The sequence below is a fragment of the Marivita sp. S0852 genome, assembly GCF_046591575.1.
Lineage (GTDB): Bacteria > Pseudomonadota > Alphaproteobacteria > Rhodobacterales > Rhodobacteraceae > Marivita.
Map to the genome: position 1 here is coordinate 531,760 of NZ_JBIQWA010000003.1, position 14,297 is coordinate 546,056.

Here is a 14,297-nt window from a genome sequence, read left to right on the forward strand (position 1 = left end):
CACAGCTTCCTCAAGACGAATGCCGAAACGATCCGGAACACTTCGCCCTACCTTATTGAAAAGTATAGTTTTTTCAACCATACGCACCTGCGAAGCCAAGACCGGAAAAGGCGGCACGTGGATTTCAAAGGCCACGTCACACGCGACGCGCGCCCCGGACGCGCCATCTGCCTCATCACCAGTCAGGCGGCACCCGGGCAGAATTCGCTGGCGCAATCGTCTCTTTAGAGGCAGGGTCAGGTCATGTTGCAAAAACAAACCGTGCCCCTGACCGACATTCGTGTGCCCAAGCAACGCGCCAAAACGCTTGATCCAGACAAACGCGACACACTTGGCGAGGACATTCTAGAACAAGGCATGACAACCCCCATTCAGGTCCGCACGGATGGGGCCGGGTTTGTCCTGGTTGAAGGATTGCACCGGCTAGAAGCGATGCGCGCGTTGGGCGAAACCGAGATCGAGGCGTATCTGGTCCGGGCGCGCCTGCACTGATCGTCCGCACCACCCACATGCACCAACCGCGCCGACAGCGGCGTTCAGCCAGCAACCGCGTGACGCGCAGGACTGGCCTACAAAGACGCCGCATCGCGCCGGTCACCGTTGCCGCACAGATCGCTCAGCAACGTCGCAAATGTGCGGGTCGCAACCGACGGCACCTCTTCTGCCCGGCTCATGATGCCCACCGCACCCCGAGTGGACGCCATCTCTATCTCAAGCTGCACCAGCCGGCCTTTGACAATGTCATCTGCCACCACACCCTTACTGATGATCCATACCGTGTTGCGGTCGGCCAGTGTCACAGCCCGGCCAAAGGCGGGCGATGCGGTTTCGATCCGGTTGCGGAAAAGCGGAACGCCCCTGGCGATCAACAGCCGCGCCACCAACGGTCGGATGGCGGAATCCTTGGGTGGATACAGCACGCGGAACGCCTCAAGATCAGCCGCATCGCGCAGCCCCGTGGCCGGGCTTTCGGGATGCGCCACAACCACCACATCCTCGGAATAGAGCTGCTGAAAGCTCAATCCGACCATTGTATCCGGCTTGCCCAGACGCCCGACAACCAGATCAAGCCCGCCGCTGCGCAATCGCGTGGTCAAATCGTGGTGCGGGCCTTCGTGAACTTCGACACGGGTGTCGGGGCTTTTGGCGGCAAAGGCGCGCACCGCATCGGGCAGCAGGCAGGACGCAACACTTGGCAAAGCCCCCAGTTTCAACTGCCCCGCCGCGCTGTCTGTGGCGCGCAGGCTGCGCAAACCATGCCGAAGCGCGGCCGTACTTTGTTCGGCAAATTGCAAAAACACCTCGCCCTGCGGCGTCAGCGACACCCCTGATCGGCTGCGCTCCAGCACGACCACACCAAGGATGTCCTCCAATTCCTTGAGCGTCTTGGAGATCGCCGGTTGGGTCAGGTTCAACTGTTCCGCAGCCTGCTTGAAACTGCGCGCGCGGGCAATCGCGCTAAAGGCATCCAGATGGCGAAACTTGATCCGACGGTCCACTTTCATTCCTTTTTGGATATGCAATTCGCACAATATCTCATTTTGAATACCGAAACACATATGCGAAAACCACCCAAACCGTCAGGGGAATGACATGAAAACACAGGTCGCCATCATTGGCGGTGGGCCATCGGGGCTGTTGCTGGCGCAGCTTTTGCACAAACACGGGATCGCGTCTGTGGTTCTGGAACGCAAAACCAAGGCATATGTGCTGGGCCGCATCCGCGCGGGCGTGCTAGAGCAAGGTCTGGTCAAGCTTATGGAAGAGGCCGGATGCGCCGACCGGCTGCATGCCGAAGGCTATATTCACGAAGGCACGCTGGTGTCCTATGGCGACGAAATATTCCGCGTGGATTTCACCGAACACACCGGCACCCCGGTGATCGTTTACGGCCAGACCGAAGTCACCCGCGATCTGTATGACGCCCGCGATGAGGCCGGTGGCGCAATTGAATTCAACGTCGAAGATGTGGTGATCCACGGGGCCGATACCGACACACCGCATGTGACCTACACCGTCGATGGGACGGCGCAGCGGCTGGACTGCGATTTTATCGCCGGGTGTGATGGGTTTCACGGCGTCAGCCGCCAGTCCATCCCCCTGGACATGCGCAAGGAATACGAAAAAATCTACCCGTTCGGCTGGCTGGGCATCCTGTCGGAAACACCGCCCGTCAATCACGAACTGATCTATGCCAATTCACCGCGGGGCTTTGCCCTGTGTTCAATGCGCAATGAAAACCTCAGCCGCTATTACATCCAGTGCTCGCTCAGTGACACGCCCGAAGACTGGACGGATGAGGCGTTCTGGCAAGAGCTTAAGCGCCGCATCCCCTCTGATCAGGCAGACCGCCTTGTCACCGGGCCAAGTATTGAAAAATCCATCGCGCCCTTGCGGTCTTTCGTCACCGAACCGATGCGCTGGGGCCGGTTGTTCCTGTGCGGGGATGCGGCCCATATTGTTCCTCCGACCGGTGCCAAGGGGCTGAACACTGCTGCCTCTGACGTGCATTACCTCTATACCGGTCTGCGGGATTACTATGAAAACAACAGCACCGACGGGATCGACAGCTATTCGCAAAAGGCGCTGTCCCGCGTCTGGAAGGCCGAGCGGTTCAGCTGGTGGTTCTCGTCACTGATGCACACCTATCCGGACCAATCCGAGTTCGATCTGAAAATGCAGGTGGCCGAGATTGAATTCCTGCGCTCTAACAAGGCGGCACAGAAATCCATGGCGGAAAACTATGTCGGCCTGCCCTACTGATGCCCGAATGAACCACCGTTCGCTTATACCGCTGAAGGAGCCTGTCAATGTCTGACCGTTTTGAACAAGGCATGGCCACACGCCGGTCTGTGTTGGGGGATGCCCATGTCGACCGCGCCGAAGCCAACAAAAGCGCCTTTGATGCCCCGTTTCAGACATTGATCACCGAAAGCGCCTGGGGCACCGTGTGGTCAGACGACACCATCAGCAAGCGCGACCGGTCTTTGCTGACCCTGGCCTTGCTGGCCGCCACCGGGAATTTCGAAGAAATCCCCATGCATATCCGCGCCACCGCCAATACCGGCGCGACCCCCCAAGACGTCTTGCAGGCCTTCATGCATGTGGCCATCTACGCAGGTGTGCCCAAAGCCAACCATGCCATCAGACTGGCCAAGCAAACCTATGCCGAGATGGAGGACGCCCCATGAAGACGCCCGCAGAGTATTTTCAGCGCGACCACGATCGGCACCCCCCGGCCTATGCGCCCGGCTATAAAACATCCGTGACGCGCAGCCCGCGCTATCCCCTGATCAGCCTGCAACAATCGGTCAGCGAACTGACCGGACCGGTGTTCGGCCATAACGATCTGGGCCCTCTGGATCATGACCTGATCAGAAATTACGCCCATACCGGCGATCCGGTGGGCGAACGCATTATCGTGCATGGCCATGTGCTGGATGAAAACGCGCGGCCTGTGCCCAACACTCTGGTCGAGATCTGGCAAGCCAACGCGGGCGGGCGCTATCGCCACAAGAAAGACAGCTATCTGGCCCCCATTGACCCGAATTTTGGCGGCTGTGGCCGGACCATAACAGACGCAGAGGGCTATTATGCCTTCCGCACCGTCAAACCCGGGGCCTATCCCTGGCGCAACATGGTCAACAACTGGCGCCCCGCGCATATCCATTTCAGCGTCTTCGGCGCGTCTTTCAGCCAGCGTCTGGTCACGCAGCTTTATTTCGAGGGCGACCCCCTGATCCCGCTGTGTCCCATCGTCCAGACCCTTCCCGATCAAGAGGCGATTGACGCTTTGACGGCCAAGCTTGATCTGAACGCGACGATCCCGCTCGATACAATCGCCTACAGGTTCAACATCGTGCTGCGCGGGCGGCGCGCGACCCTGTTTGAAAACCGCCCCGAGGGAAACTGATGCGCCAACTTGATTATCTGAAAGAAACCCCGTCCCAAACCGCCGGTCCCTATGTGCATATCGGGCTGGCCCCCGGTGCTGCGGGGTTTGACATCTACGATCAGGAACTTGGCTGGGACATCGCCGGTCCAAACGCCGCCGGAGAGCGAATTCGCATCGAAGGCCGTGTCATCGACGGCACCGGCAACCCGGTCAAAGACGTACTGCTGGAGGCGTGGCAGGCCAATGCACAGGGCCGATACGCACATCCCGAAGGCGGTGGAGAAGTCGAGGACGGCTTTCGCGGCTGGGGGCGCGTGATCACCGATTTCGACACCGGCGAATGGGCGTTTGACACCATCAAACCGGGTCAGGTTCCCGCCCGCGCAGGCCCCGCATCTGCCGCCACACCACTGCAAGCCCCGCACATCAATTTGTGGATCGTCGCACGCGGAATCAATCTGGGGCTGAACACCCGGCTTTATTTCAGCGATGAGCCCGACGCGAATGCCGCTGATCCGGTCATCAACCTGATCGAATGGGAAAGCCGGCGCAAAACCCTGATCGCCCAGCGCAGTGACCGCGATGGGCAGGCCGTCTACCGCTTTGACATCCATATTCAAGGCGACAAAGAAACCGTCTTTTTTGACATTTAGGCCAGCCTCACTGTCGAATGTCACATAGCAGCGACCCGTTGCGTTCGGTCTGCTGAATCTTATCCGCAGCCCGTGCCAAGAAAATCCGACCCAACTGACAAAATTTCCGATCCGGACCGGACGCAGGACGCAGGACGCGCGAAGGTCCGGTGAGCGGACGAAGCTGCCGTTGGTTTGTTCGACAAATACCGTGGAGTTAGATAAGAGTGTCGGTGACGATGACGCCAAAGGAACCAGCGACCGATGCCAATGCCGTGGACATATCGGCACGCCTCCAAGGAATGGCGCGCTTTCCTTGATGACGTGAAAGAGCGCATGTCCCTCGAGTCAGACAACATGGCTTACACGGCGGTCGATGCGGTCTTTCAGGTGTTCCGGCGTCGTCTGACCGCTCAGGAGGGCTTGAACTTCGCAAGTATCTTGCCAAGCGTGCTTCGCTCGATCTTTCTTCAAAACTGGGATGTTACGGAGCCTCGCGCAGCGTTTGACGACCGAGAGACGCTCATCTCGGAAGTCAAGGAGGTGCGGGTAAACCACAACCTAACGCCGGACAATGCGATTGAGGCGACGGCATGGGCGGTTCGGCGCTGCACCAATGGAAGAGACTTCGAGCGCGTTTTGGCAAAGCTTCCGGCTGAAGCGCGCGCCTTCTGGCATGTCGACGTTGCGGATCCTGCCGAGCTGGAGCAACGGATCATTTAGCGGCTTTGCACCATTCGGAAGGTTTGGGCTCTTTCCGCGCTTTCGCGGCACGCGGCACGCGGCGCGAAGGGCTGCTTAGCCTGATCCCACGTGCAATCTAGGTCAGTTACCTGTCACAAAAGTCGGTTTTGTCCGTCACCTGACACCCACTCAGACAGCCGCACGCAGCCGCGCTAAGGGCGCAACCCGGATGAGTTCACAGTTTCGCATTGCGATGCGGGGCAAAACGCGTAAACCACAATCTGATTTTTTTCGGAGCTGCTTATGCCGTTGCCCATTGCGCATGTCACCCCGGTGACTGGCCGCCTGACCGGACAGGTCACCTTGCCGGGATCGAAATCCGTCACCAATCGCGCGCTTTTGGTGGCAGGTCTGGCGCGCGGGACTTCGCAGCTCAGCGGTATTCTGCGCAGCGATGATACGAAATACATGATGGCCGCTCTGCGCGCGATGGGTGTCGAGATCACCGAAATTGACGACACCACCGTCGCCGTCCACGGCACCGGAACCCTTCACGCCCCGTCAGAGCCGTTGTTTCTGGGCAATGCCGGAACCGCCGTGCGGTTTCTGACCGCCGCGGTGGCGCTGGTTGACGGCAAGACCCGCGTCACTGGCGACGCGCATATGCAAAAACGCCCCATCGCCCCCCTGCTGGAAACGCTGCGCGCCATGGGCGTCGACGCGACCTCTGACACCGGGTGCCCGCCGGTCTGCGTCAATGGCACCGGCACATTTCAAAGTGGCGAGATCGAGGTCAGTGGCAAACTGTCCAGCCAGTATATCTCGGCCATCATGATGTTGGCGGCGATGGGCACGGGCGAAACCCGGATCAGGATCGGCGGTGGCAAAATCGGCGCGGTCGGCTATCTGCACATCACTGCCGCCGTCATGCGCGCGTTCGGCGCGCAGGTGTCCTTTCCAAATGAGTCTGACATATTGGTGTCGCCCGGCGGCTACAGGGCAGCCGAGTACCCGGTGGAACCCGATGCAAGTGCCGCAACCTATTTGTGGGCCGCAGAGGCGCTGACCGGCGGCCGGATCGACATCGGCTCGGCCCCCGGTGATATGAACCAACCGGACGCCAAGGCGTATGACCTCATCGCGGCGTTTCCCAACATGCCAGCCACGATCAACGGCTCTCAGATGCAGGATGCGGTGCCCACGCTCGCGGTACTGGCCGCGTTCAATGCAACAGCGGTGCGCTTTACCGGTATCGAAAACCTGCGGGTCAAGGAATGTGACAGGATCGAAGCCGTCCACAAAGGGCTGACGGCCATCCGGGCCGATCTGGCAAGCGTCGAGGGCGATGATCTGATCGTCCACGCCGACCCCGGTCTGGCCGGGCAGACCCATCCCTGCCTGATCGACAGCTATGCCGACCACCGTATCGCCATGTGCTTTGCGCTGGCCGCGTTGAAAATTCACGGGGTGACAATCGAAGACCCCTATTGCGTCTCAAAAACCTTTCCGGCCTATTGGGACGTGTTGCGCGGGCTGGGGGTCTCTGTCGACATCACCCAGCCCTGACGCTTTATTCTGCCGCGATTCCCGGTGCCGCCACCTCGCCGCGCAGCGATGTCCACTGGCCCTTGCCGGAATAGCGCCAGGCCAGCCGCCCCTCTTCGTCCATGGCAAACAGTTTGAGCCAGCCATTGTCGAACAGGTCCGCAACGCCGGGATGGCGGTTCAGGATATCCGTGATCGCCTCGCGCGGGGCCTCGACAGCGACGCTCAGACGCACAGGATCATGCATGAACCGGTCACCATCATGCACCGACTGCCACGGCAGCCCACCGCGCAGAACACCGCCATTGCCTTCGATCACACCGATACCGCCGGTCACATTGTGCAACAGCTTGTTCCCGGCCCCAAACGCATCCGGCGCAACCGAAGAGCCGTAATATTGCAGGCTGATCCAGCTGGCGACCACAACCGGCGCGGTCAGGATCAGCTCTAGCACGCCAAACCCCTCATCCTCTTGCCAGGTGTAATTGTGCAGGAAAGACCGCCCCTCAAGGCTGCGCCCCGCCGTCCGCGACCGCGGAGCCGCGATAAACGCGGAACAGCCCGCAAGCCCCCATTCGGGCCGGGTTTCCGACCAGTTTTTCGCCCGCTCCATGATCGCAAGGGTCGAGTCGGCCCGTGGCAGCCGCGCCGACCGTTCCGTCCGCGTGACCTTGGCCGCCTGCCGCAAAGCGGATTTTAACGCGGCCAACGCCTCGGACTGGCTGTGATCTTTGGGAAGATCACCCTCATACAGCGTCACTTCGTCCGTCACCGTATCATGCAAACCGGCCACAAACAGCGTATCGGCAGGGACATTCAGCCCCTTCTCGACCAGACCGGACCGCACCTCGGGATCGTTCAGCAGCAAGGCAACCAACCGCGCATTGACATCCCCCGCATGGCCCCCGCAGGCCCCGCATTGCAGCGCCGAGGCATGCGGGTTGTTCACAACCCGCGCCCCGTGACCTGCCAACAGAACCAGTTTGGCCAGACCGGATTTCAGCGACATCGCCGACAAGATACCTGCGGCCATGCCGATCCGGTCCTCAAGGCTGACATCGCCTGCCAGCACAGGCGCAGGATCGGTGCCAAGATCCGGGTTTTTCTGCGCCAGCGAATCCCGCACCAGCTTGCCAAGGTAAAGCGGCCCGGTTGCCTCGACAAAGGCAAAGCTTGACACCGCCGCCAGCCGGAACCGGCCCCAGGCGCGGGTGACGCGACGGGCGACCCGGGTCAACGTATCGGTGTCCTGCGGATCGCTTGCCGCCGTCTCGGCACCGGTATTGATCAGCACCGGACCCCGCGTTTCGGTCACATCAGACGCAAAGCTGTTATGCGCAGCCGCGATGCCAAAGAACCCGGCAAACCCGATGGTTTCAATCCGCTTGTCTGTCGCTTCCAGCGCGCGCCGGAAAATCTCGGATCGCACGTCAATACAGAACGCGGCCTGAATGTCCGGGGTCTGGTCGGTTTCGGCAACCGGCTGCGACAGCGTCTCGTCCAGCATCCGGGCTGCGGCATGATCGGCCGCCGCCTGCAAGGCCGCGTCAATCAGATCGTCCTGAGACGGGACAATCGGTTGCGCATGGGCCTCAAGCACGTCTTTCCACCTGTCGCCGATCTTGTCCTTGTAGCGCGCCAGAAGGGCGGCTTCGAACACCAGCTTGGCGGTCAGCAGATCGGTGATGTCGTTGTTGCCCTCGTTCTGCAGCGCCGCGCGGAACGCCTCTCCGGAGGCCAGTTGCCCCCAACCGCCCAAGCGCATCAGCAACGTGTGGAAATAGCTTTCCGAGGCCGCAGCGGTGATGCCCATGTCTTCGGCGCATTTGGTCAGCGCGCCGCGCGCAGACATCGACATCGACGCCACCCGGCTGGCAAACCCGGTCAGCCCGAAAATCTCGGGCGTCAGATCGCGCTGCGCAAATGACCGCCAGGACAGCCAGGCCCGTGTCTTGGGCGCGGGCCACAGCGCCTGACCGACATCATAATGGCCGCCCGCCCAGTGACCGATCCGCTCGGCCACGAAATCCGGCCAATTGATATCGGACACGTCCTCTGCCAGATCGGCAAGCGTCGGCAGCGTTTCCGGCGCGGCCACGTCCTGTGACAGGGCGGCAATCAGATCATCGACCGTGATCGTCAATTCCGGCACTTCGGCCAGACCGGCCTCAAGATCAGACAGCGTCAGCTCCTTGGCATCGAACTTTGCCTTGAAATGCGACCGCTCTGCGACAGTGCGCACTCCGGCCACCCGGGCAAGGCGCGCTGCCGCCATTTGCAACGGCTCGCCCGCTTGGCCCACATAGGGATTGACCGCAACAGTGGCATCAAGCGCCCAAAGCGGCGGGATGTGTGACGCGGCGGTCTTGGCCCCTGCCATGATCTCAAGCGCCGGACCGGAAAACCGTTCTACCATTGTCAGCATGTCATTTTCTCCTGTCGGTTCCATTACCGTGCCCCTTTGTTCGACCGCGCGGCCCAGCCACCGGTGACGCGGTCAAACACCGCATTCAGATAAAACCCGTTCGACAGATGCACCCGCAAACCCTGCGCTGACGGGTGTGTCGCCCAATTCGGAAACGTGGCCTGCGCCAGCGCGACCGCGCCAAAGCTCAGGATGGTCAGCACCATCAGCGCCCATTCCAGCGGACCGGGGGCCGGAGTTGCCGGCAAGGTGCCCGCCGTGAGCCGGATCGCGATGGATTGCAGCGCGAAGTAACTCAGCGTGGTGGCCACCGAATAAAGCGCCATGCGCTGGGTCAGAACGCCGGGTGCGGCATCCGCAAGCCCCTGCGCCAACAGATACGCCACCCCCATCACCAGGACCGCGCCCAACGCAATCGCCTGAGCCGATTTGCCGTCGATGCCCAAAAGCAGACCAATCACGCCATAGATCGCCAGTGCAATGGCAAACGCCTTGAGCACAGCCTTGCCATTTGGAATGGCCACCGGGCCGGGTTTGCGGATCGAATTGACCTGCTGCACCGCCCCGCCCGACGCCAGAAACGCGTGAGCCTTGTAAAGCGAATGGGCCACAATGTGCAAAAGCGCCAGCGGAAACAGCGCCAGTCCGCATTGCATGATCATAAAGCCCATCTGCGCCACAGTGGACCAGGCCAGCGATGTTTTCACCGATGGCTGGGTCAGCATGACCAGCCCGCCAAACAGGGCAGACAAGCCCCCCACCATGACAAGAACAGACAGAACACCGGGTGCGAGCAAAAGAACATCGGCAAACCGGATCAGAAGGAAGCCACCCGCATTGACCACCCCTGCATGCAACAGCGCCGAAACAGGTGTCGGGGCTTCCATCACTTCTGTCAGCCAGCCATGCGTTGGAATCTGCGCCGATTTGAACAAGGCAGACACCGCCAGCAATGCCACAGCGCCAACCGCGATCAGCCCGCCATCACCGGCGCGCGCGGCACTCAGGATGCTGGCGATATCGGCGGTGTCATAAGCCATGAACAAAGCCACCGCACCGGTAATCAAACCCACATCAGACGCGGCGGAACACAACGCTTTCTTACGCGCCGCCCGCTGCGCTGCCGCACGCTCGGGATAGGTGAGCAACAACCGGTTGACACACAGCCCCACCGCGCCCCATCCAACGATCAGCTGCACAAGGTTCGCCGCGCTGACCAACAACAACACCGACGCCAGCGCAAAGCTCAGCCACCCCAGAAACCGGGTCTGATTGTGTTCGCCATCGGTATAGGTGACCGCAAAGCGCATCACCACCCAGCCAATAAAGCTGACCAGCATCAACATGGTGACACTGACCGCATCAATGCGCGCGGCAAAGCCCATTCCGCCAACGCCGATCAAGGGGCTGCTGGCCGACCCCGACTGGATCAGGCTCACCAGCGCGATCACCGACACCGCGATGGCCCCAAGCCCGGCAAATTCGCCCAGTCGCAGCTGCGCTGCGCCGCGCGGCATGGTGGTGCGCATATATATCACACCCACAACAGCAAAGAACGCCGGTGCCAGCATCGGAAGTAATGTGATCATGGTGCAATCTCCCCTCGTCACGTGATCTCACTTGGCGAAGTAGCGCGGCGTGATCATGAATGAAAATACATTGTTTAAGAAGTATCGTTCTATTAAAGTGAACGAATGACGGATCTGAACTATCATCACCTGCGCTATTTCTGGGCCGTCGCCCATGACGGCAACCTCACCCGCACGGCCGAGCGCCTGAACCTGTCGCAATCCGCGCTGTCCGCGCAGATCAAACAGCTGGAGGGCCGGATCGGACAAGCCCTGTTCGAACGCCGGGGCCGCGCGCTGCACCTGACCGAGGCGGGCCGCATCGCGCTGGATCACGCCGATACGATCTTTGCCGCCGGCGAGGAATTGCTGGACACGCTGCGCGAAACAGCCCGCCCGGCCCGGGCGCTGCGTGTCGGCGCGCTTTCGACCTTGTCACGCAATTTCCAGCTGTCCTTTCTGGAGCCGGTTCTGGGACGCGACGATGTCGAGGTGATCCTGCGGTCCGGCAGCGCGGCGGAATTATACGCCGCTTTGAATGCGCTCAATCTGGACGTGCTGTTGACCAACACTCCCCCCCCGCGGGACGCGATCACCCCCTATCTGACACAGAAATTGGCGGATCAGACCGTCGGCCTGTTTGGCAGGGCGGATCGGGTGTCCGGCACCGCCACGCTCGAAGATCTGGTGGCGCAGCACCCGCTGATCCTGCCCACCCGCGACACGCTTATTCGGGACGCCTTCGATACGCTGCTGCGACGGGTCGGTGCGGTTCCGAAAATCGCCGCCGAGGTCGATGACATGGCGATGATCCGTCTGCTCGCGCGGCAAGGCACCGGTCTGGCCGTTGTCCCGCCAATCGTGGTCCAGGACGAACTGGCCCGCGGCGAACTGCGGCAGGCCGCCATGCTGGATCTTCACGAACTTTTCTATGCTGTCACGCTGGATCGACGCTATCCCAACCCGCTGCTGGCCGAACTTCTTGATAGGGCGGACACTAGGAAATGATCTCGAACCTGGTCACATCGACCATCCCCCGGTCGGTGATCTTTAGCGCGGGAATGACCGGAAGGGCCAGAAATGCCAGTTGCAGGAACGGCTCGTTCAGCGTCACCCCCAAATCGCGCGCCGCATCACGCAACAACGCCAGCTTGTCGCGCACCACCTCGAACGGCTCAAGGCTCATCAATCCGGCAACCGGCAGCGCCAGCTCGGCCAGGATCTCGCCTTGGTGTGCCACCACAAACCCGCCTTCAAGATCGGTCAACCGGTTGGCCGCCAGCGCCATATCGGCGTATTCCACACCAACGCAAGCAATGTTGTGATGGTCGTGGCACACCGTTGACGCGATGGCCCCCCGTTTAAGCCCAAACCCCCGCACAAAGCCCGCGGCAATGTTGCCGTTCTTGCCATGCCGTTCAATCACGGCGATGCGGATCAGGTCGCGGTCCGGATCGGGGCGTTTGTCTCCATCCTGAAGGGGGATCGTTTCGTGCAGATGCTCTGTGATGATCCGGCCTTCGACAATACCGATGACATCCGTATCGGCGCTATTGGCTTTGGCGCGAAAATCCTCGGGGCCAAGAACCGGCGCATGGACGGAATGGCGCGCGACCGGAGGCACGATCCGGCGTGTGTCAAAGTTCTGCGGCGTGGCCGCCACCCCTGCACAGAACACATGGCGCACATCGCATGCCTCAAGCGAGGTCACCGCAACAAGATCGGCGCGTTTGCCCGGCGCAATGATGCCCCGGTCTTTCAGCCCAAACGCCTCTGCCCCCGACAGCGACGCCGCCCGATACGCCGCCAAAGGCGGTGTGCCCAAGCCGATAAGCGTGCGGATCATGTAATCAAGATGCCCCTGTTCGCCAATATCCAGCGGATTGCGGTCATCGGTGCACAGGCACATGTAAGGGGCCGTACGCTCGGTCAGCAGGGGCTGCAGCGCGTGCAGGTCTTTCGAAACCGATCCTTCCCGGATCAGCACCCGCATCCCCTTTTGCAGCTTTTCGCGCGCTTCCGGGGCTGTTGTGGCCTCGTGTTCGGTGGAAATCCCGGCGCTGATATAGGCGTTCAAATCGCGCCCGCTCAATTGCGGGCAATGGCCATCAATATGCCCGCCCTCGAACAGGAGCAGCTTGTCCATCACATCGGGATCGCGGTGTATCACACCGGGATAATTCATAAATTCCGCCAACCCGATTGCAGATGGATGTCCCATGAGCTGGGCCAAATCCGCGGCGGACAAGGCCGCACCGGCCGTTTCCATATGTGTGGATGGCACGCAAGAGGACAGCTGAACGCGAATATCCATCAAGGTCTGTGCGCTTGCGTTCTGGAAATACCGGACACCCTCTGCACCAACCACATTGGCAATCTCGTGCGGATCACAGATCGCCGTGGTCACGCCATGCGGCAGCACACAGCGATCAAATTCAAACGGCGTCACCAAAGAGCTTTCGATGTGCAAATGGGTATCGATAAACCCCGGAACGAGGATCATGCCGGTCAGATCCAGCACGGTGTCACCCTCATAAGTTGCGCATGTGCCCGCGATCATGCCGTCGCATATGGCCACATCACCGGGCATCATGTCCCCGGTCACTAGATCAAAAACATGCGCATTGCGCAGAACAAGATCGGCGGGCAAATCCCCGCGCCCGACGGCGATACGGCGTTCAAGAGAACTAAGGTTCGGCATTGGCCCGGCCTTTCCTGTGGTGATGTCCGGCAGGCTATCGCAGTGTGGCATGTCCGGCCACTGCCAAAATTTTAGCGCTAACGACTCACTTTCGCACAATCCTTGGGCGAGGCAGGTTTGATGGACGAAAATATGGCATTTTTGGCATACAACCGCATACCGGAACAATATGCCACACCCGCTCGCAGGCCCGATTGCCACTTCGGCATGTCGCAGTGGCGATATAAGCCGCCATTTCAAACCGATTAAAGTTACCGTTCTTTTAAGACCTTACGTAACGTCTTGTTAATTTGTTTTCATATTTTCGATTACGTCTGAAAATTATTTACAACTAACCCACTGTTTTTAATTTACTTATTTATTTGTTTTCATCTGACCTTATGATCGACCCCAGCTGCAATGACAGGTTTGTGATTGCATTTCACTGCGCCCGGCGGCGACCGGGCGACGCGAGGAGACCATGACCATGCAAGACCTTTCCACGACAGAAACCGCAACCACCTACCCACCATCGTCTGATCTTGTGAAGACGGCGCATGTTGATGCGGCGGGGTATGAGGAGATGTATGCGCGGTCGGTGTCTGATCCTGACGGGTTTTGGGCCGAGCAGGCGCAGCGGCTGGACTGGATCAAGGCCCCGAGCCAGGTGTCGGATGTTGATTTCACCCTGGGGCAGGTCAAGATCAACTGGTTTGCCGATGGCACGTTGAATGTCGCGGCCAATTGTATTGACCGGCATCTGGCGACGCGCGGCGATCAGACCGCGATCATTTTCGAGCCTGACAATCCTGACGAGGCCGCCAAGCATATCACCTATCGCGACCTGCATCGCAGCGTGTGCAAGATG

Annotated in this window: 13 protein-coding genes; 9 read left to right on the plus strand and 4 right to left on the minus strand. The window is 60.4% G+C overall.

Annotated elements, in window-relative coordinates; all coding sequences use genetic code 11:
* The first annotated feature begins 243 nt into the window (after window positions 1-243).
* Complete coding sequence (locus tag ACG74X_RS09005; protein ID WP_411234155.1) at window positions 244-492, plus strand: ParB N-terminal domain-containing protein; 249 nt, start codon at window positions 244-246, stop codon at window positions 490-492.
* A 77-nt stretch (window positions 493-569) separates the two neighbouring features.
* On the opposite strand, the gene pcaQ is transcribed toward ACG74X_RS09005, so the two are convergent.
* Window positions 570-1,505, minus strand: a complete 936-nt coding sequence (gene pcaQ, locus ACG74X_RS09010; RefSeq protein WP_411234157.1) for a pca operon transcription factor PcaQ — start codon at window positions 1,503-1,505, stop codon at window positions 570-572.
* An 88-nt stretch (window positions 1,506-1,593) separates the two neighbouring features.
* Here pcaQ and pobA point away from each other — a divergent pair, with 88 nt between their 5' ends.
* The 6 genes from pobA (at window position 1,594) to aroA (ending at window position 6,777) form a co-directional block, all read left to right on the plus strand.
* Window positions 1,594-2,763: a 4-hydroxybenzoate 3-monooxygenase gene (gene pobA, locus ACG74X_RS09015; protein WP_411234159.1), complete on the plus strand. Its 1,170-nt coding sequence runs from the start codon at window positions 1,594-1,596 to the stop codon at window positions 2,761-2,763.
* Between the two features lie 47 nt (window positions 2,764-2,810).
* On the plus strand, window positions 2,811-3,191 hold the full coding sequence (pcaC, locus tag ACG74X_RS09020; protein WP_411234160.1) for a 4-carboxymuconolactone decarboxylase: 381 nt from the start codon (window positions 2,811-2,813) through the stop codon (window positions 3,189-3,191).
* Complete coding sequence (gene pcaH / locus ACG74X_RS09025) at window positions 3,188-3,913, plus strand: protocatechuate 3,4-dioxygenase subunit beta (protein ID WP_411234162.1); 726 nt, start codon at window positions 3,188-3,190, stop codon at window positions 3,911-3,913. Before pcaC ends, pcaH begins: the two co-directional genes overlap by 4 nt.
* A complete protein-coding gene (gene pcaG, locus ACG74X_RS09030; protein ID WP_411234164.1) occupies window positions 3,913-4,548 on the plus strand; it encodes a protocatechuate 3,4-dioxygenase subunit alpha in 636 nt (211 codons plus the stop codon). The genes pcaH and pcaG overlap by 1 nt, the downstream gene beginning before the upstream one ends.
* A 243-nt stretch (window positions 4,549-4,791) precedes the next feature.
* Window positions 4,792-5,250: a DUF2267 domain-containing protein gene (locus ACG74X_RS09035; RefSeq protein WP_207012316.1), complete on the plus strand. Its 459-nt coding sequence runs from the start codon at window positions 4,792-4,794 to the stop codon at window positions 5,248-5,250.
* 264 nt (window positions 5,251-5,514) lie between these two features.
* Window positions 5,515-6,777, plus strand: coding sequence for a 3-phosphoshikimate 1-carboxyvinyltransferase (aroA, locus tag ACG74X_RS09040; protein ID WP_411234166.1), 1,263 nt, complete (start codon window positions 5,515-5,517; stop codon window positions 6,775-6,777).
* A 4-nt stretch (window positions 6,778-6,781) separates the two neighbouring features.
* Here aroA and ACG74X_RS09045 read toward each other — a convergent pair whose 3' ends face one another.
* Window positions 6,782-9,172 carry a YbcC family protein gene (locus ACG74X_RS09045; RefSeq protein WP_411234222.1) on the minus strand — a complete coding sequence of 797 codons (2,391 nt, stop codon included), beginning with the start codon at window positions 9,170-9,172 and terminating at the stop codon, window positions 6,782-6,784.
* Window positions 9,173-9,204: 32 nt separating this feature from the next.
* A complete protein-coding gene (locus ACG74X_RS09050) occupies window positions 9,205-10,770 on the minus strand; it encodes a proton-conducting transporter membrane subunit (protein WP_411234168.1) in 1,566 nt (521 codons plus the stop codon).
* Window positions 10,771-10,875: 105 nt separating this feature from the next.
* On the opposite strand from ACG74X_RS09050, the gene ACG74X_RS09055 reads away from it, so the two are divergent.
* On the plus strand, window positions 10,876-11,757 hold the full coding sequence (locus ACG74X_RS09055) for a LysR family transcriptional regulator (RefSeq protein WP_411234170.1): 882 nt from the start codon (window positions 10,876-10,878) through the stop codon (window positions 11,755-11,757).
* Here ACG74X_RS09055 and ade read toward each other — a convergent pair.
* A complete protein-coding gene (ade, locus tag ACG74X_RS09060) occupies window positions 11,747-13,501 on the minus strand; it encodes an adenine deaminase (RefSeq protein ID WP_411234171.1) in 1,755 nt (584 codons plus the stop codon). The two genes, ACG74X_RS09055 and ade, sit on opposite strands and share 11 nt — an antisense overlap.
* Before the next feature lie 415 nt (window positions 13,502-13,916).
* Here ade and ACG74X_RS09065 point away from each other — a divergent pair.
* Window positions 13,917-14,297, plus strand: a 381-nt coding sequence (locus ACG74X_RS09065) for an acetyl-coenzyme A synthetase N-terminal domain-containing protein (protein ID WP_411234173.1), incomplete at its 3' end; no start/stop codon positions are given.

What these genes read in the sequence shown, in the direction of transcription:
- ACG74X_RS09005 (WP_411234155.1), top strand. Translation starts at nt 244, where the DNA reads ATGTTGCAAAAACAAACCGTGCCCCTGACCGACATTCGTGTGCCCAAG.
- pcaQ (WP_411234157.1), bottom strand. Translation starts at nt 1,505, where the DNA reads ATGAAAGTGGACCGTCGGATCAAGTTTCGCCATCTGGATGCCTTTAGC.
- pobA (WP_411234159.1), top strand. Translation starts at nt 1,594, where the DNA reads ATGAAAACACAGGTCGCCATCATTGGCGGTGGGCCATCGGGGCTGTTG.
- pcaC (WP_411234160.1), top strand. Translation starts at nt 2,811, where the DNA reads ATGTCTGACCGTTTTGAACAAGGCATGGCCACACGCCGGTCTGTGTTG.
- pcaH (WP_411234162.1), top strand. Translation starts at nt 3,188, where the DNA reads ATGAAGACGCCCGCAGAGTATTTTCAGCGCGACCACGATCGGCACCCC.
- pcaG (WP_411234164.1), top strand. Translation starts at nt 3,913, where the DNA reads ATGCGCCAACTTGATTATCTGAAAGAAACCCCGTCCCAAACCGCCGGT.
- ACG74X_RS09035 (WP_207012316.1), top strand. Translation starts at nt 4,792, where the DNA reads ATGCCAATGCCGTGGACATATCGGCACGCCTCCAAGGAATGGCGCGCT.
- aroA (WP_411234166.1), top strand. Translation starts at nt 5,515, where the DNA reads ATGCCGTTGCCCATTGCGCATGTCACCCCGGTGACTGGCCGCCTGACC.
- ACG74X_RS09045 (WP_411234222.1), bottom strand. Translation starts at nt 9,172, where the DNA reads ATGGTAGAACGGTTTTCCGGTCCGGCGCTTGAGATCATGGCAGGGGCC.
- ACG74X_RS09050 (WP_411234168.1), bottom strand. Translation starts at nt 10,770, where the DNA reads ATGATCACATTACTTCCGATGCTGGCACCGGCGTTCTTTGCTGTTGTG.
- ACG74X_RS09055 (WP_411234170.1), top strand. Translation starts at nt 10,876, where the DNA reads ATGACGGATCTGAACTATCATCACCTGCGCTATTTCTGGGCCGTCGCC.
- ade (WP_411234171.1), bottom strand. Translation starts at nt 13,501, where the DNA reads ATGCCACACTGCGATAGCCTGCCGGACATCACCACAGGAAAGGCCGGG.